Raw genomic sequence first — 17,495 nt, 5'->3', positions numbered from 1 at the left:
GCCCTGCTCCTCGCCATGACCGCGCTCTCTGTCGCGGTCGGCTATGCAGAGCTCGACCTTGGCGCAGCTTTCAGCGACTGGCTGGCCGGCCGCGCCACCCTGCCGGCGCTGGTCCTCGTCGAGCTGCGCCTGCCGCGCGCTTTGCTCGGCGCGCTCGTCGGCTTCAGCCTCGGCCTCGCCGGCGCGGCGATGCAGGGCCTGTTGCGCAATCCCCTCGCCGAGCCCGGCCTGCTCGGCATTTCGAGCGCGGCCGCCTTCGGCGCGGTCGTGGTGTTCTATTCCGGCTTCGCCGGCGCCTTCCTGCTCGCCTTGCCGCTCGGCGGCATTGCCGGCGCGATGCTGGCGACACTTCTGCTCTACGCCCTGAACGGGCGCGGCGCCGGCACCATGGCGCTGATCCTCGCCGGCGTCGCGATCAACAGCTTCGCCGGCGCGATGACCTCGCTGGCGCTCAATCTCGCGCCGAACCCTTATGCGGCGCTGGAAATCGTCTTCTGGCTGATGGGCTCGCTGGCCGACCGCAGCATGGCCCATGTCTGGCTGGTGCTGCCCCTGATGCTCCTCGGCTGGGCGCTGCTGCTCTCCAGCGCCACCGCGCTCGACGGGCTCACCCTCGGCGAGGACACCGCACGCAGCCTCGGCTTCGATCTCGGCTGGCTGCGCGCCCGGCTGATCGGCGGCGCCGCGCTCGCGGTCGGTGCCTCGGTTGCCGTCACCGGCGCGATCGGCTTCGTCGGCCTCGTCGTGCCGCATCTGCTGCGCCCGCTGGTCGGGCACCGGCCCGGCCGGCTGCTGCTGGTCTCGGGGCTCGGCGGAGCGATCCTGACGCTCGCCGCCGACACCGCCCTGCGGCTGATGCCGATCCGGCCCGAGCTCAAGCTCGGCGTGGTCACCGCCCTGATCGGCGCGCCCTTCCTGTTCAGCCTGATCCAGCGGATGCGGAGGGCGGCGTGATGCAGATCGAAGCCAGGGACATCGCGGTCAGCCTCAGCGGCAAGCCGGTGCTGCGCGGCATCGACCTCAGCTTGCGGGCCGGTGAGATGGTCGGCCTGATCGGCCCGAACGGCGCCGGCAAGACGACCTTGCTGCGCGTCCTCGCCGACCTGCTGCCTGCGGATGCCGGAAGCCTGCGCTATGACGGCCTCATCGCCAAAGCGCTCGGGCGCAGGACACTGGCGCAGCGCATCGCCTTCCTCGCCCAGGGCGGCACGGTGCACTGGCAGCTGCGGGCCGGCGCCGTTGTCGCGCTCGGGCGGTTGCCGCATCGCCGGCCCTTCGCCGATCTCGGACCCAGCGATCACGCCGCGATCACGCGCGCGATGGCCGCCGCCGATGTCTCGGCCTTCGCCGGGCGCACGCTCGACAGCCTCTCCGGCGGCGAGCGCATGCGCGTGCTGCTGGCACGGGCGCTCGCGGTCGAGGCGCAGATGCTGCTGGCCGACGAGCCGCTCGCCGGGCTCGACCCGTTGCATCAGCTCGAGGCGATGGCGCTGCTGCGGCGCACCGCGCGTGCCGGCGCCGGCGTGGTCGTCGTCCTCCACGATCTCAGCCTGGCCGGGCGCTTCTGCGACCGGCTCGTCCTGCTCGACCAAGGCCGCGTCCTGGCCGACGGCACGCCCGGTGCCGTTCTGGAAGACGCCAATCTCGCCCGGGCCTTCGGTGTCGAAGTCGCACGCGGCGAGCATCACGGGCAGCCCTATGTCCTGCCCTGGCGACCGATCCGCCGTGAAGACGAGACCGCATCATGACGACAGACGACATCTCCGGCTTCATCCGGGCGCAGTTGCACACGCAGGACACGGCATGGAACCTCGGCACCTTCGGCGCCATCGCCGAGTTCCAGCGCGATCCCGGCGAGGCTTTCGTCCTGACCGACGAGCCGGGTCGGCTCGCCGCGACCACGGCACGCGGTGGCGTCGGCTTCGGCGCTCTCTCGGGCGTGCGGCTCTTCGCCTCAGAGACCGCGATCGGCCAAAGCTGGAGCCACCGCATCGCACTCTGCCTGGCGGCCGATGCCTGCGCCATGAACCGCCGGACGACGCTGACCGAGCTAGGTCCCGATGGCGAGGCGCTCCGACCGGAGGACCGCGGCGGCATCCTCTTCGACATGGGGCTCGGTACGTTGCAGGCCGATATCTGCATCCGCACCGCCGATCCCGCGCTGATCGGGATCTTGCGCGCGGCAGCCGGCCGCTCGCTGTTCGAGCCAGGCAACCCCGCCATGGGCGCGATCGTCGCCGCCGGGCCGCATCGCGTCTTCATCGCACGCTTCGGCCGCTGCGAGGTCTATCAGCCGATCCCGCCCGCCGACGGCAAGAGCCCCGAAGGCCCGCATACCCATGTCCTGCCAAAGCTGCTGCGCTCGGGCCGCACCCATGCCGCGACCGAGCCGGTGCCCGACGGTTTCGTGCCCTGCGCCCATCTCGTGCCGGCCCATCCGCTCAAGGACGCGCTCGGCCATCGCCGCCCCTGGGACCATCAGGCCCATGACGCCTTCCAGGCCATGCTCGACGAGTACGGCGATGTCCGCCTGCTCGCCCTGAAATCACGGCTCGCGGCGGCCATGGCCTCCGGCGCTCCGGCCGATGCGGCCGCGATCCCGGATGATCGCTTCGGCCGGCACGCCGCCAGGGTGCTGCTGCGGCAGTTAGTCCAGAGCGGGCCCGCCCCGGCCAGCGACTGGGTTACCCTGCTCGAACGCGAGAGCGGCGACAGGGATGAGCCCTCGGCCGACGCCGACGATTACGGCCACGGCTGACAGCGAGGCTAGCCCTGCCCGAGCTCCGCATTGAGATCCCGCGCCAGGGCCTCGTCGAGCGGTGCGCCATCGGTCCAGCAATGCCGGACGATCGCGATCTTGCCGGCGTCGATCAGCGAGTTCTCGTCGCCCGGCTGGCTGCTCTGGGGCCGGCCGCGCCTGATCCGCCAGACCGTGCACGCGGGATCCTCGTCGACGATGTCGGCGGCGCCGGCGATCTTGTCGCGGCCGATCCGGGCCAGCCCGATCTCGGCCGGCAGGGTCTTCGGCAGGTTGACGCTGAGCCAGGCGCCCTCGCGCGCCCATTGCCCGCGCCGCGCCCAGAGGCTGGCCAGCAGGGCCGCGAGCGCCGCGACGTCCTCCTCGCCATAGCCTCCCTCCTTGACCCGCGACAGGCCGATCGCCGGCACGCCCCAGAAGCAGGCCTCGCGGGCGATCGAAAGCGTTCCCGAATAGGCTGCATCCTCGCCGGTGTTGCGGCCGTGATTGACGCCCGAGAGCAGGAGATCCGGCCGGCCGCCATCGCGGAACAGCACGGTCATGGCGCCGACGACGCAATCGGCCGGCGTGCCCGAGAGTGCGTAGACCTGGTTCTCGCGCCTCGTCAGCACGAGGTCGCGGTCGAAGGAGAGATGGTGGCTCGCCGCCGTCCATTTGCGCTCCGGCGCCACGACCCAGATATCGGACCAGAGGCGCGCGGCGGCCCGGCGCAGCAGGGCGATGCCCGGCGCGTCGATGCCGTCGTCATTGGCGATCAGGATACGCATGGTTCAGCCTCAAATCTCGATGACATCGCCCGGCTTGGGCGCAGGGTTCAGGCCGGGAATGCTGCGGGCCAGAGCACGCGCCGTGGCCGCGTCGCAGGAATGGGCCAGCACAACCGGCGCACCATTGGCGGCGGCGAGCGCGGCATTTTCGGGCAGGGTCGGATGGGTCGGGAAGCGCAGCCATTGCGCCTTGCCTGCCGCGAGCATGGCGTCGCCCGGGCTGCCCTTCGGCACATGCCCGGTCAGAAGCACGGGCTTTCGTTCCGACTGCGCCTGCGCCAGCGCCGCCGCCGAGGGGCCGGCAAGCCCCATTCCGTCATGGCAGAGCAGAGCGGCCTGCGGCAGCGCCTCGCCCTCGCGCCAGAGCAGCGCGCCGGCGAGCTTGCGCGATAACTCGTCGGCAATGCCCGGCGCGAGCCATGAGCTGGCGGCGATCTGCTGCGCGAGAGGCGCCTGCATCGAGGGATGGATCGCGATCGGCGTATCGATCAGCGCGATCAGCTCGACGGAGCGGCCGGATAGGGGCGTCGGCAGCACAGCGCCGTCCGGGTGCGCCTCGAGCCAGCGCGTCACGGCGAGCCCGCGTTCCCAAGCCGGCACCCGGTCCTCGCCATAGGAGGCGTCGAGCAGGAGAAGATCGCTGGCCGGCATCGCGTCCATCGCGAAGACGGGGCTTGCCGGCACGACGTCGCCGCAATAGCCGAGCCGGCGGCCATTGGCGGTCAGATGGCACCAGACCCCGCCGACGACATGGCCGCTGCGGCCGGTCTCGATCGCGATTCCGCCGAGCCGGAAGGGCGTGCCGGCCTCGATGATCTCGATCTTCGCCGCCTGCGCGAGTGCCCGCTCCTCGGCCGTTGCATAGGCCTGCAGCGTCGCATCGGTCTCGGAGGCGGCTTCCGCCGTCATCAGGACCCGGCCGGAAAACCCGTTGGCGAGGCACCAGCCGAGCGCACCGACATGGTCCTCATGCGCATGGGTGACGATGATCGCCTCGGTGGCGGCCAGCTCCTCCGGCGAAATCGCAGGATAATAGCTCGGCCCGCGCGGTGCGCTGGTGTCGACGCCGACATCGAGCAGAAGCCGCGTCGAGCCATGTTCGACGCCGATGCAGGTGCGGCCCTTCTCGCCGACGCCGCCGTGAACCTTGATCTTCATGCCGCCAGATCCGCCTCCGGAATGACCCAGCCATCCCTGATGCTGAGGCGGATCGTCTCCCCGGGGGCCGCCGGCGCCGGCTCGGGCGCGTCAAGGTGCAGCACGGTTTCCTCGCTCGCGAGCGGGCGCACCTCCATCCGGAAATAGCCGCCCTGATAGGAGAGGCGATCGACACGTGCGGCGAGGCCGCCTTCGCCCTGAGCGATCGAAAAATCGCGGGCCCGCAGGCAGATTTTCGCCTGTGCGGTCGCGGACTGGTCGGGACGGCAGCGCATCACCGCCTCGACGCCGAGCACATCGACCTTGCAATGCCCGGCTTCCGGCTTTGAAAGTAGCCGCGCCGGCAGCACCATGCCCTCGCCGATGAAGCCCGCCACCGTCGTGTTCGCCGGCTCGCGATAGAGCAGGGAGGGGCTGGCGAGCTGCAGCAGCCGGCCGCGGTCCATCACCGCGATCCGGTCGGCCAGCGCCATCGCCTCGGCCTGATCATGGGTGATGTAGACCATGGTCGTGCCGGTGCGCTCGTGGAAGCGCGAGAACTCCTCCTCCATCGAGGCGCGCAGATGCACGTCGAGATTGGCAAGCGGCTCGTCGAGCAGCACCAGCGAGGGTTCGGTGACGAGGCAGCGCGCCAAAGCGACGCGCTGGCGCTGGCCCCCCGAAAGCAGGCCCGGGCGCCGCTCGGCGAAGCCGGTGAGGCCGACGAGATCGAGCGCCGCGGCGACGCGCCTTGCGCGCTCGGGATCGCGTACGCCGGCGACGGTCAGGCCATAGGCGACGTTTTCCGCCACGCTCATATGCGGCCAGAGCGCATAGGACTGGAAGACGATGCCGAGCTTGCGATGCTCCGGCGGCACATGCCGCTCCGCCGAGGAAAGCAGCCGGTCGCCAATGGTGATCTCACCGCCATCGAGCTTGTCGAAGCCGGCGATCTGTCGCAGCAGCGTGGTCTTGCCGCAGCCGGACGGGCCGAGCACGGCGATGAACTCGCCATCCTCGACATCGATGGAGACGTCATCGAGCGCGGTGTAGGACCCGAAATACTTGCGGGCCCGGTCGATCTTCAGTCGCGCCACGGCAGCACTCCCTGTGGCAGTTTCTTGGCGAAGAGCAGGGTCGAGAGCATCAGCCCGATGGTGACGAGGACCGTCACCGCCGCCAGTGCCGAGGCATAGGTCGAATCGCCGCCCTGCTCGAAGGAGAACACCACGACGCCGAGCGTCTCCGTGCCCGAGGACCAGAGCAGAGCCGAGACGGTGAGCTCGTTGAAGGCGGTGAGGAAGATCAGCAACGCGCCCGCCACCGCCGCCGGCGCGACCAGCGGGAAGATGATGGTGACGAGCCGGCGCACGAGCCCTGCGCCGGCGATCTGGGCGGCTTCCTCCAGCGTCCGGTCGAGCTGCAGATAGCCGCTGATGATCGGGCGCAGGCCGAGCACCAGGAAGCGCGCGAGGTAGGCGAAGACGATGATCCAGATCGTGTTGTAGAGCGAGAAGCCGAGCAGCGGCAGCGGCTTCAGGAAGAGCAGGATCGCGGCGATGGCGAGCACCACGCCCGGCATCGCATAGGGCAGCTCAGCGGCGACGTTGAGCAGGCGCAGCAGCCGCGACTTCTTCCAGACGATGAAATAGGCGAGCGGCACGCAGATCACGACGATCAGGATCGCGGCTGCGCCCGACATCAGGAAGCTGTTGACGAAGGCGCGCTTCGAAGCGGCGTGCTCGAACAGCACATAGGCATAGTTGGCGAGCGTCGCGGTTTTCGCATTGAGCGGCACGCCGAAGGCCGGGATCAGCGATGTCGTGATCAGCCCGAGGAAGGGCAGCGCCAGGATCAGGATGGCGACGGTCCAGAGCAGGATCTCGACCGGGGCGCGCCAGCGCCCGAGCTCGAAGGGCCGCGCCGCACTGGAGGTGGTGGTGATCCGAAAGTCGCGCCGGCGCAGCATGTAGTCCTGCAGCAGGATGCCGACCATGGCGATGAGGCCGATCAGCAGCGACAGGATCGCGACCTCCGAGAGCACGCCGGGACCGAGTCCGGCGAGGCGCTGGTAGATCAGGGTCGGCAGCACCAGGAAATTGCCGGGAATGCCGAGGAAGGCGGGAATGCCGAAATTTCCGAGGCTCGAGACGAAGCAGAGCGCGATGCCGGCGATCAGCGGCGGCGTCATCAGGGGCAGCACGACGGTGCGCAGCACGGTGAGCGGGCTCGCCCCGGCGGCGAGGCCGGCCTCGATCAGCTCCTTGGGCAAGGCGCGCAGACCGGCGCGCAGGGTCAGGAAGACCAGCGGGGCATATTGCAGCCCGAGCAGCAGGATGATGCCCTCGCGCGAATAGAGCGGGTTCTTGCTGCCGAGCGGCGGCGCCATGCCAATCAGCTTGAGCAGCGTGCTCGACGGGCCGAAGAGCTGCAGCCAGGCCAGCGCCGTGACCTGCGGCGCAATCATCAGCGGCAGCACGAAGCAGAAGGTGAAGGCGTTGCGGGCGCGAATGTCGGTCAGCGTCGTCAGCAGCGCCACCGTGCCGCCGAGCAGCACGGCGAGCACGGTCCCCGCGATTGCGGTGACCAGGCTGTTTGCCGTCGCCGTCCAGGTCGCCTGGCTGGCGAGAACCTTGCCGAGGGAGGAGGTCGAGAGCGCACCGCCCGGCGCCAGCCCCTCGAAGATCAGCCGCCCGATCGGCAGCAGGGACAGCACGGCGACGAGCAGGACGAGCCCCCAGAGAAGACCGGTCTCCACGACGCGCGTACGCGTCGTGGCAGCATCCGCTAAGGACATGAGGCCGATCTCAGTTGCCGAACATGGTGGCGAAGCGGGCCTTGTCCGCCTCGGTCGCCTTGACCACGGCCGCGATGTCCGAGTCCATGACGTTGATCTTGGTGCCGGCCGGCAGCCAGGAGGGCGAGCCGACGCTTGGCTTGGCCGGGATGTAACCCATGGCGAGCGCCAGCTTCTGGCCCTCATCCGACAGGATGAAGTCGACGAAGGCCTTGGCGGCAGCCTCGTTCTTGGTCGTCTTCAGCACCGCGACCGGCTCGGTCACTGCCGGGGCGCCTTCCTTCGGGAAGATAAACTCGACCGGCGAGCCCTGGGCCTTGGCGTTGAAGGCCATGAAGTCGACCAGTACGCCATAGGTCTTCTCGCCGCTGGCGACAGCGCGCAGCACGGCGCCATTGCCGCGCACCGCGACGGCCTCATTGGCCTTGAGCTGCTCGAAGAGCTTCCAGCCGAGATCGGGGCGCGCGGTCATGGTCGAGAGCATGATCGCCGCAGCGCCCGAATAGAGCGGGCTCGGCATCGAGATCTGGCCCTTCAGCTCGGGATTGCCGAGATCGTTCCACGAGATCGGGCGGGTCTTGGCGCCGGTGTTGACGGCGATGCCGGTGGTGATCAGCTTCGAGCCGAAATAGGTCTTGTCGGCGTCGAAGGAGCCGGGCTGCAGCCCGTCGACCTTGGCGCCGGCATAGGCGAGCAGGCGGCCATCCTTCTTCAGGATCTCCATGCTCGCCGCATCGGCAATCAAGAGCACGTCGGCGCGCGGCTGGCCGGCCGAGATCTCGGCCGCGAGCTTGCCCATCACTTCGGTGGTGCCGGAGCGGAAGATCTCGACCTCGACCTTGGGGTAGGCCTTCTTGAAGGCGGCCGTGGTCTGCGCCGCGTCCTTCTCCGGCTGCGAGGTGTAGAGCACGAGCTTGCCCGCCGGCTCCTGGGCGAAGGCGGGGCTCGCGGCAAGCAGGCCACCGAGGGCGGCGATGACGAGGCTGCGTCTGGTCTGGGTCATGATGTCTCCTCCGTTGTGTCTGTCGTCCTTACCGCCTTAGGGCGCCGGACGATCTTCGTCACTGCTGGCTATCAGTTCGTCCTTGCCGCCACCATGCCGGAACTCAGGCAGGGCGGCCTGCATCTCTCACAAGAGCACTTCCGGGTTCTCCAGCGCTTCGCGCAGATCAGCCATGAAGCGCGCCGCCGTGACCCCGTCGATGATGCGGTGATCCGAGGACAGGGTGAAGTTCGCCATCGGCCGCAGCACGATCTGCCCGTCCCGGCCGACCGGTTTCTCGACCGTGCGGCCGATCGCCAGGATCGCGCCCTGCGGCGGGTTGATGATCGCCGTGAAGCTGTCGACCCCGTACATGCCGAGATTGGAGATGGTGAAGGTGCCGCCGCCGAGCTCGGCCGGCGTCAGGCTGCGCTTCGCCACCCCCTCGCGCAGCCGCGCGAACTCGCGCGCCATGGCCGGCATGTCCATCGCCCCGGCATCGCGCAGCACCGGCACGACGAGATCGCCTTCGCGCTCCATGGCGATGCCGATATCGATCCGCTCATGGAAGCGTGTCGCCTCGCCCTCCGCCGATGCGTTGAGCAGGGGGTGATGGCCGAGCACGCCGGCGGCGATCCGCGCGATCAGCACGGTCAGGCTCGGCTTCGGCGCGCCGAGCCGCTCATGCCGGGCGGCGAGCCGGCGCAGCAGCCCCTGAGCGGCGCTCATCTCGATTTCGCTGGTGAGATAGAAATGCGGCGCCGTGCGCATGCTCTCCGAAAGCCGCGTCGCGACGATGCGGCGAATGGCGGAGAAGGGCTTCAGCGTGTCGGCCGGGGCTTCGGCGCTGCGGCAGGTCGCGGCAGCGACCGCGACCGGCGCGGGAGCTACCACCGCAGCGATATGGCTGCGGACATCGGCCTCGCCGATCCGCCCGCGCGGCCCGGTGCCGGCAATGGTCCTGAGATCGATGCCGTTCTGGCGTGCGACGCGGCGCGCGAGAGGCGTCGCACGCAAGCCCGCTGGAACGGCGCCGACAGCGACGCCATTGCTGGCGTGGTTCGCAACGACTGCGGCCGGCGCGGCGGGCTGCGGAGTGGGCATCGCCGCAGGCTTTGCCGCCGGTGCCGCATCCTCCGCCTCGCCGTCGAGATAGATCCATGCGACGGGCGTGCCGACCGCGATGGCGATGCCGGTCTCGGCCCGGATGCGGCGGATGGCCCCGCTCGCCGGCGCCTCGACCTCCATCACCGCCTTGTTGGTGCCGATCTCGAAGATCGTCTCACCCTGGCGGACCTGATCGCCCTCCCTGACGTGCCAGGCCTCGATCGTGCCGGTCTCCATGTCCATGTCGACCTTGGGGAGGATGACCTCGACCGGCATCAGGCCTCTCCGCGGCGCAGGAGGTTGAGCGCGGCGGTGAAGATGTCGTCCTCTTGCGGCACCGCTGCCTTCTCCAGCACGGGATTATAGGGGATAGGCGCATCGACCCCGCCGAGGCGGACGATCGGCGCATCGAGGAAGTCGAAGACTTCGCTCTCGGCGATCATGGCGGAAATCTCCGCACCGATGCCCATGGTCTTGACGCCCTCATAGACCACCATCAGGCGGTGGGTCTTGCGCACGCTCTCGGCGATGGTCCCGAAGTCGATCGGGCGGATCGAGCGCAGGTCGATCACCTCGGCCGAAACGCCTTCATCCGCGAGCCGCGCCGCGGCCGCCTGCGCCTTCAGCGCCATGATCGAGGAGCCGACGATGGTGATGTCGGTGCCCTCGCGGCGGATCGCCGCCTTGCCGATCGGCACGCGATAGGGCTCGGCCGGGACATGGCCCTTGGTCTTGTAGAGTAGCTTGTGCTCGAAGATCATCACCGGGTTCGGATCGTCGATCGCCGCCAGCAGCATGCCCTTGGCATCGTGCGGCGTGCTCGGCTGCAGCACCTTCAGCCCCGGCACATGGGCGAACCAGGCTTCCAGGCTCTGGCTGTGCTGGGCGGCGGCGCCGGTGCCCGAGCCGCCGGGCAGGCGCACCACCATCGGCACGCTCGCCTTGCCGCCGAACATGAAGCGGATCTTCGCCGCCTGGTTGACCAGCTGCTCCATGGCGAGCGTGACGAAATCCGAGAACTGGATCTCGACAACCGGCCGCATGCCGGTGATCGCGGCGCCGACCGCCGCCCCGGCGATACCGAGCTCGCTGATCGGCGTGTCGATGACGCGCTCGGCGCCGAAGCGGTGGACGAGGTCGCCGGAGACGCCGAAGGCGCCGCCATAGACGCCGACATCCTCGCCGAACAGGAATACGCGTTCATCGGCCTCCATTGCCTGGGCCAGCGCCTCGCGCACGGCCTCGGCATAGGAAAGCTCGCGCAGCTCCGCGGGCGCTTCGATCAGCTCAGATGGCATAGACGTCACGGGTCAGGTCTTTCGGATCGGGGTCCGGGCAGGTGCGGGCGAACTCGACGGCCGCGTCGATCTCGCGCTGGGCGTCCTCTTCGAGCTTCATCAGGGCGGCAGCGTCGAAACGGTCATGCGCCTTGAGCTCGTCCTCGAGGCGCCGGATCGGGTCCTGGGCACGCCACTCCTCGATCTCTTCCTTGCTGCGGTAGAGATTGCGGTCGCTCTTGGAATGGCCGCGCCAGCGATAGGTCTTGCATTCGATCAGCGAGGGACCGCCGCCACTGCGCGCCCGCTCTACCGCCTCGCGCGCCACCGCGGCGACGCCGGCGAGATCGTTGCCGTCGAGGCAATGGCCCGGCATCGCATAGGCGCTCGCCCGGTCGGCGACATTGGCCACCGCCATGGCGCGGGCAATGTCCATCGACATCCCGTATTTGTTGTTCTCGCAGACGAAGACGACCGGCAGTTTCCAGATCGAGGCCATGTTGAGCGCCTCGTGGAAGGCACCCTCGTTCGAGGCGCCGTCGCCGAAGAAGACCATGCAGACCCGGCCGTTCTTCTGCGCCTTGATGCTCATGCCGACGCCGACCGCGATCGGCAGGCCGCCGCCGACGATGCCGTTGGCGCCGAGATTGCCACCCTCGACATCGGCGATGTGCATCGAGCCGCCGCGGCCCTTGCAGTAGCCGGTCTCCTTGCCGAAGAACTCGGCGAACATCAGCTTCGGCTCGGCTCCGCGCGCAATGCAGTGGCCGTGACCGCGATGTGTCGAGAGGATGTAGTCGTGCGGCTGCAGCGGCAGGGTCGTGCCGACCGCGCTCGCCTCCTGGCCGATCGAGAGATGCATCGTGCCGTGGATCAGCCCGCGCATATAGCTCGCCTCGGCCGCCTCCTCGAATTTCCGGATCAGGTGCATCCGGGTCAGCGCGGCGCTGAGCGTCGCATCGTCGAGCGCCGCGAGCTCCGGCCGCTGGTTCGGCCGCGCCATCGGCGCAGAATCTGTCTTCATGTCGTTCATGCCTGGATTCCCCCGCCGAGCGCGGCGACCATCGCCTCCTGCGCCCGTCGCACCTCGACGATCTTCAGGCGCTGATCGGGCGTGGCATCGGCCAGCGTGATCAGCTCGCCCTTGCGCACCGCCCGCGTCACGCTCGCGCCCTGGGCGAGCCCGATCGGCAGCGCGTTGCGCGCCTGTGCATCGGCCCGCGACAGGGCAAAGCCGCGATAGGCGTATTCGCCGATCGCATCGAGCGTCTCGCCGACGGAAAGGTCACGCTTGGCGACGCAGCCAACCTCGGCACTCGGCACCGGCAGCGGGCGCATATGGGAAAGCCCGAACAGCACGGCAGCCGCCGCCGAAAGCGGCACCTCCAGGCTGGTCAGGTGGTAGGGCCGGAAAAAGGAGTAATACGGCCCCGGCCCGAGATGCAGGTCGCTCATCCGCTCGCGCACCCTGGGATGGCGCATCTCGGCGACGCAGAACACGCCGGGCGCGACGCCCTTGGCGACGGTGAAGTCGACGACGCCCTTGCGCGAGAGCAGGCCGCCTTCCTCCTTCGGGCAGAAATAGTTCTGCAACTCGACGCGCGGCGCCTCCGGGCCGTGCATGCCGGGGATGTCGGGCACGAAGCCACAGGCATTGGCGATCGCGACCATCTCGACCATGGTCTTCGAGCCGTCGACGAACTCGACCAGCATGCGCGGATTCATGTTCCGCCGGGTCGCTTCCTCGACATAGTCGGCCGGCACCGCATCGATCCGGAACGGATTGTTCTTGCCCTTGCCCGCGGCGATGACCGGATAGCCCATGGCGCGGACGAAATTGATCAGTTCCATGGCGGCGGCAGGCTCGTCGCCGGCGCCGAGGGTGTAGACGACGCCCGCCTTCGCCGCCTCGGCCGCGAGATAGGAGCCGATGGTGATGTCGGCTTCGACATTCATCATCACGATGTGCTTGCGCGCCGCGATCGCGGCGAGCGCGACACGCGAGCCGGCCTCGGGATTGCCGGTCGCGTCGATGATCACATCCACGACTGGTGAATTGCAGATGAGGTCGAGCGAGGTGGTCGCTGCGATACGGCCCTTGCGCAGGGCGGCCTCGATCCCGGCCGCGTCGGAGACGATATCGGCAGCCGAGCCGGCGAGCGCTGCCGCCTGCACCACGCGCTCCGGCGCGATGTCGGCGACCGCGGCGATCGCGATGCCGGGCATCTGCGCGATCTGCACGACAATGTCGGTGCCCATCTGGCCGGCGCCGATCAGCCCGACCCGGACCGGCCTGCCAGCCCGCTCGCGTTGCTCCAGCGCCTCGGCCAGCGTCAGCCCGGACGTCGGCGACGCGCCCATCGGGGGCGAAAATGCTGCCGCCATCGTCAGTTCGTCTCCACCCAGGAATTGCACTTCTTGGAACATATGTTCAGGATTTGCAACAAACGATCATTGGACGCATGCTGTCAAGTCGTATGGAGGGGAGCGGGATTGCCGAACGGCTGCGGGGCAGCGATGGTTCGGCACGACGGTCAGGGAATTCGGCAGAAGCGTTATGGCGGTTGAAGACGAAGCCCGATCGGGAGCGGCGCTGGTCGCGGACGACAAGGTCCGCGCCGCCTGGCTCTACTATGTCGAGGGCCTGACGCAGGAGCAGATCGCCGAGGCGCTGGGTTTGAGCCGCATCAAGGTCGTGCGCATTCTCGCCGCCGCCCGCAATGAAGGCATCGTGCGCATCCGCATCGATGCGCGCTCGGCGCGGCAGGCCGCACTGGAGCGCGGCCTCGTCACCAATTTCGGGCTCGACGAAGCAATCGTCGTACCGGCGGCGCGCGATGCCGCCAGCATCCCCGCTCTGGTCGGCTACGCCGCCGGCCTCTGGCTGTCGGACATGCTGCGGGACAACATGTCGCTCGCCGTCGGCTGGGGCGAAACCCTGCATCAGGCGCTGCGCGGCATGCAGCCCCGCCAGATCGAGGCGATGTCGGTGGTCTCGCTGCTCGGCGGCCTGACCCATTCGCGCAGCATCAACCCCTCGGCCGTGGCCCGCCGCGTGGCCGACATGTTCGGCGCCGACTGTTTCCAGTTGACGGCACCGGTCTTCGTCTCCAGCGCCGAGATCCGCGATGCGCTCTGGGGCGAGCCGACCCTGCGCGACCTGCTGGCCAGGGCGCGCGCCGCCGACGTGGCGCTGCTCAGCATCGGCAGCCTCGGGCGGGACTCGACCCTGTTCCGCGAGGGGCTCGTACCGGAATCGGACCTCGAATCGCTGAGGGCGGCGGGTGCGGTCGGCGACCTGCTCTGCCATTTCATCGACGCCGAGGGCAAACCGGTCGACCATCCCGTGAACCGGCGCATCATGGCGGTGAACCCCTCGGAGCTGACCGGGATCGGCCTCGTCGCCATTGCCGGCGGCGGCGCCAACAAGGCGCCGGCGATCCGGGCTGCCTTGCGCGCCAGCGCGGCAAAGGTGCTGATCACCGATGAGAGCGCGGCGGACGCGCTGCTGGCACCTGCGGGGCAGAAGCATGGTTGAGCGGCGCGAAGGCGGCGGGCCGCGGCGGCCGATCGGCGCGAGCACCTCGAAGGCGGGCAATCTGCAGCAGCTGGCACGCCATTCGCTGCAGTTCCGGCCCTCGGATGTGCGCCTCGTGCTCGAGCGGGTGCATTCGCATCTGGTCAAGCCGCGGATGAGCGCCGAGGAGTTGCTTGAGGTGGTGCGCGGCCTCGGCTTCGACAGCGTCGAGGCCTTCGGCACCCGTATCGGCCTCGAACAGCGCACGGCCGAGAGCTGGTCGCGCTACGGCTTGTCGCGCGATGCCGCCCAGATTCTTCTCGCTCTACTGGGCTATCGCCAGCGCCTTGTCGAGGCGATGGACGATTTCGAGAAGGAGACGCAGATCCCGCTCGACGGCTTCTTCGAGAACCACAAGCTGCCCTAAGGCCGGTGGACAGCGGAGATTCACGTTGACGACGACCGAGCCCAAGCCGGGCTGCTGCGGCATTTTGAGCGCGCGACCGCCTGCGGCGAAGCCGGCCGGCATGCCTCGGACGGCCTCCGGCGCGGGCCTCGATGAGACCGTCACGGTCGCCATCCCGGCCGGGCGCGCCGAGATCGGCACCGACCGGCCGGTCTTTCCAGCCGATGGCGAGGGGCCGCGCCGCTTTGTCGAGCTGCCGGCCTACCGGATGGACGAGGCGGTGGTGACCAATGCCCGCTTCGCCGCCTTCGTCGCCGCGACCGGCTATGTCAGCGAGGCCGAGGAATATGGCTGGTCATTCGTCTTCGAACGCGACGTCGTCGGACCTGTCGGCGATCTGCAACGCCCGCACGGCGCGCCCTGGTGGTGCCGCGTCGACGGGGCGAGCTGGCGCCAGCCGGCTGGGCCGGGGTCGGTAACCGAGGACCGCCTCGACCATCCGGTCGTCCATATCTCCCATCGCGACGCGCTCGCCTTTGCCGCCTGGGCGGGCGGGCGCCTGCCGAGCGAGGTGGAATGGGAGCACGCCGCCCGCGGCGGCCTGAAAGGCGCGCTCTATCCCTGGGGCGACGACGAGCCCGGCGATGACGGGCCCTTCCCCTGCAATATCTGGCAGGGCAGCTTTCCGCAGGCCGATAGCGGCGCCGACGGGCACCGCGGCACGGCTCCGGCCCGGTCCTTTCCGCCCAATGGCTACGGGCTCTACAATATGTGCGGCAACGTCTGGGAATGGTGCGCCGAGCCCTTCCGCGTCCGCTCGCTGAAGCGGGCAGCGCAGCAGCTCAACCGCGAGGCGGCAAGCGAGCGCCGGCAGGTGCTGAAGGGCGGCTCCTTCCTCTGCCATCGCTCCTACTGCCATCGCTACCGGATCGCCGCCCGCATCGGCTCGGCGCCGGATTCGAGTACAAGCCATATGGGCTTCCGGCTGGTCTATCCGGCCTGAAGCGTCGGCGCCGACGTCCCCGCCGCACCGGCCTGCCCGCAGGGGCATTGTCCTGCCCGGCTTTTTGTCCGAGGCTCGGCCACTAAGGGGATGCATCGTCACGAGGTCCGGCCGCCTTGCCTATTTCGCTGTTCAATCGCTACGCCGCGCTTGCCGGCTGCATCGCCGTCGCGCTCGGCTCGCTCCTATTGCTGCCCTTCTGGAGCTGGCTCTGGCCACTGACGCTGGTCGCCGCCGTCCTCGCCACGATCGGCCTCCACGACCTCGTGCAGACGCAGCATGCCGTGCTGCGCAATTATCCGATCCTCGGGCATATCCGTTATCTCGTCGAAGGCATCCGCCCGGAGATCCGGCAATACCTGCTCGAAAGCGACGATGACCGGCTGCCCTTTTCGCGCAGCCAGCGCTCGCTGATCTATGCCCGCGCCAAGAACGAGGATGGCGACCGCCCCTTCGGCACCATGGTCGACGTCTATGCCGGCGGCTACGAGTTCATCGGCCATTCGATGCGCCCGGCTGCGGTCGGCGATCCCGCGGGTTTCCGCATCGAGATCGGCGGGCCGCAATGCACCCAGCCCTATTCGGCCTCGGTGCTGAACATCTCGGCGATGAGCTTCGGCTCGCTCAGCGCCAATGCGATCCGCTCGCTGAACCGCGGCGCCAAGCTCGGCGATTTCGCCCATGACACCGGCGAGGGCAGCATCAGCCCCTATCACCGCGAGAATGGCGGCGACCTGATCTGGGAACTCGGCAGCGGCTATTTCGGCTGCCGCACCGCGGACGGGAAATTCGACCCCGAGCGCTTCGCCGCGCAGGCGCGCGACCCGCAGGTCAAGATGGTCGAGATCAAGCTGAGCCAGGGTGCCAAGCCCGGCCATGGCGGCATCCTGCCGGCACACAAGGTCAGCCGCGAGATCGCCCTCACCCGCGGCGTGCCCGAGGGCGTGACCTGCGTCTCGCCGGCGCGCCACAGCGCCTTCTCGACCCCGATCGAGATGATGCAGTTCATCGCCCGGTTGCGCGAATTGTCGGGCGGCAAGCCGGTCGGCTTCAAGCTCTGCCTCGGCCATCCCTGGGAGTTCATGGGCATCGTCAAGGCGATGCTCGCCACCGGCATCTTACCGGACTTCATCGTCGTCGACGGCGCCGAGGGCGGCACGGGCGCGGCGCCGGTCGAGTTCACCGACCATCTCGGCGTGCCGCTGCGCGAGGGTCTGCTCTTCGTCCATAACACGCTGGTCGGCACCAATCTGCGCAGCCGCATCCGCCTCGGCGCCAGCGGCAAGGTGGTCAGTGCCTTCGACATGGCCAGCGTCCTCGCCATCGGCGCCGACTGGGTCAATTCGGCACGCGGCTTCATGTTCGCCATCGGCTGCATCCAGTCGCAGAGCTGTCATACCAATCGTTGTCCGACCGGTGTCGCGACGCAGGACGCGCTGCGCCAGCGCGCCCTCGTCGTGCCCGACAAGGCCCAGCGCGTGCACAATTTCCACCGCAACACCCTGAAGGCGCTCGCCGAGATGCTCGCCGCGGCCGGCGTCAGCCACCCCTCCGAGCTCGGGCCGCACCATCTGGTGCGGCGCACCAGCACGACCGAGATCAAGCTGTTCTCGCAGCTCCACCGCTTCCTCGAACCGGGCAGTCTGCTCAAGAAGGGCGTCGACGGCGAGTTCTATGCCTCGGCCTGGAAGCTCGCCAGCGCCGAGAGCTTTGACGCGATCAGGGCCTGATATGATGCGGGCGT

The 17,495-nt window shown here is 69.1% G+C and carries 16 protein-coding genes; 7 read left to right on the top strand and 9 right to left on the bottom strand.

Annotated elements, in window-relative coordinates:
* Positions 1–15 precede the first annotated feature (15 nt).
* The 3 genes from DK26_RS27005 to DK26_RS26995 are packed head-to-tail and all read left to right on the top strand — an operon-like array spanning position 16 to position 2,758.
* Positions 16–954 (top strand): iron ABC transporter permease, encoded by a 939-nt coding sequence (locus tag DK26_RS27005; protein WP_083533641.1) that lies wholly within the window; start codon positions 16–18, stop codon positions 952–954.
* Positions 954–1,748: an ABC transporter ATP-binding protein gene (locus DK26_RS27000; protein WP_066479540.1), complete on the top strand. Its 795-nt coding sequence runs from the start codon at positions 954–956 to the stop codon at positions 1,746–1,748. Before DK26_RS27005 ends, DK26_RS27000 begins: the two co-directional genes overlap by 1 nt.
* Entirely contained in the window at positions 1,745–2,758 is a 1,014-nt protein-coding gene (locus tag DK26_RS26995; protein WP_066479537.1) for a hypothetical protein, read from the top strand. The genes DK26_RS27000 and DK26_RS26995 overlap by 4 nt, the downstream gene beginning before the upstream one ends.
* 8 nt (positions 2,759–2,766) lie before the next feature.
* Here DK26_RS26995 and DK26_RS26990 read toward each other — a convergent pair whose 3' ends face one another.
* The 9 genes from DK26_RS26990 to DK26_RS26950 form a co-directional block, all read right to left on the bottom strand.
* Complete coding sequence (locus DK26_RS26990; RefSeq protein WP_066479535.1) at positions 2,767–3,525, bottom strand: 5'/3'-nucleotidase SurE; 759 nt, start codon at positions 3,523–3,525, stop codon at positions 2,767–2,769.
* A gap of 9 nt (positions 3,526–3,534) precedes the next feature.
* Positions 3,535–4,683 carry an MBL fold metallo-hydrolase gene (locus tag DK26_RS26985; protein ID WP_066479532.1) on the bottom strand — a complete coding sequence of 383 codons (1,149 nt, stop codon included), beginning with the start codon at positions 4,681–4,683 and terminating at the stop codon, positions 3,535–3,537.
* Positions 4,680–5,759 carry an ABC transporter ATP-binding protein gene (locus DK26_RS26980; protein WP_066479529.1) on the bottom strand — a complete coding sequence of 360 codons (1,080 nt, stop codon included), beginning with the start codon at positions 5,757–5,759 and terminating at the stop codon, positions 4,680–4,682. Before DK26_RS26980 ends, DK26_RS26985 begins: the two co-directional genes overlap by 4 nt.
* Complete coding sequence (locus DK26_RS26975; RefSeq protein WP_066479525.1) at positions 5,747–7,459, bottom strand: iron ABC transporter permease; 1,713 nt, start codon at positions 7,457–7,459, stop codon at positions 5,747–5,749. The genes DK26_RS26980 and DK26_RS26975 overlap by 13 nt, the downstream gene beginning before the upstream one ends.
* 10 nt (positions 7,460–7,469) lie before the next feature.
* Positions 7,470–8,462: an ABC transporter substrate-binding protein gene (locus DK26_RS26970; protein WP_066479523.1), complete on the bottom strand. Its 993-nt coding sequence runs from the start codon at positions 8,460–8,462 to the stop codon at positions 7,470–7,472.
* A gap of 126 nt (positions 8,463–8,588) precedes the next feature.
* Positions 8,589–9,824: a dihydrolipoamide acetyltransferase family protein gene (locus tag DK26_RS26965; RefSeq protein WP_066479521.1), complete on the bottom strand. Its 1,236-nt coding sequence runs from the start codon at positions 9,822–9,824 to the stop codon at positions 8,589–8,591.
* Complete coding sequence (locus DK26_RS26960) at positions 9,824–10,846, bottom strand: alpha-ketoacid dehydrogenase subunit beta (protein WP_066479518.1); 1,023 nt, start codon at positions 10,844–10,846, stop codon at positions 9,824–9,826. Before DK26_RS26960 ends, DK26_RS26965 begins: the two co-directional genes overlap by 1 nt.
* Positions 10,836–11,828, bottom strand: coding sequence for a thiamine pyrophosphate-dependent dehydrogenase E1 component subunit alpha (locus DK26_RS26955; protein WP_248310121.1), 993 nt, complete (start codon positions 11,826–11,828; stop codon positions 10,836–10,838). The genes DK26_RS26960 and DK26_RS26955 overlap by 11 nt, the downstream gene beginning before the upstream one ends.
* Before the next feature lie 26 nt (positions 11,829–11,854).
* A complete protein-coding gene (locus DK26_RS26950; RefSeq protein ID WP_248310116.1) occupies positions 11,855–13,210 on the bottom strand; it encodes an SAF domain-containing protein in 1,356 nt (451 codons plus the stop codon).
* A 172-nt stretch (positions 13,211–13,382) separates the two neighbouring features.
* On the opposite strand from DK26_RS26950, the gene DK26_RS26945 reads away from it, so the two are divergent.
* The 4 genes from DK26_RS26945 to DK26_RS26930 all read left to right on the top strand — a co-directional run bounded on the left by DK26_RS26945 (position 13,383) and on the right by DK26_RS26930 (position 17,481).
* Positions 13,383–14,363, top strand: coding sequence for a sugar-binding transcriptional regulator (locus DK26_RS26945; RefSeq protein ID WP_066479509.1), 981 nt, complete (start codon positions 13,383–13,385; stop codon positions 14,361–14,363).
* Positions 14,356–14,769, top strand: coding sequence for a hypothetical protein (locus DK26_RS26940; protein ID WP_066479501.1), 414 nt, complete (start codon positions 14,356–14,358; stop codon positions 14,767–14,769). The genes DK26_RS26945 and DK26_RS26940 overlap by 8 nt, the downstream gene beginning before the upstream one ends.
* Positions 14,770–14,869: 100 nt before the next feature.
* Positions 14,870–15,751, top strand: a complete 882-nt coding sequence (locus tag DK26_RS26935) for a formylglycine-generating enzyme family protein (RefSeq protein ID WP_083533640.1) — start codon at positions 14,870–14,872, stop codon at positions 15,749–15,751.
* Positions 15,752–15,867: 116 nt separating this feature from the next.
* Positions 15,868–17,481 (top strand): FMN-binding glutamate synthase family protein, encoded by a 1,614-nt coding sequence (locus DK26_RS26930; protein ID WP_066479496.1) that lies wholly within the window; start codon positions 15,868–15,870, stop codon positions 17,479–17,481.
* Positions 17,482–17,495: the final 14 nt, after the last annotated feature.

It is taken from the genome of Allobosea sp. WAO (genome assembly GCF_001509835.1).
Lineage (GTDB): Bacteria > Pseudomonadota > Alphaproteobacteria > Rhizobiales > Beijerinckiaceae > Allobosea.
The sequence above is the reverse complement of the archived record's forward strand: the minus strand, read 5'-3'. Positions and strand labels throughout refer to the sequence as shown.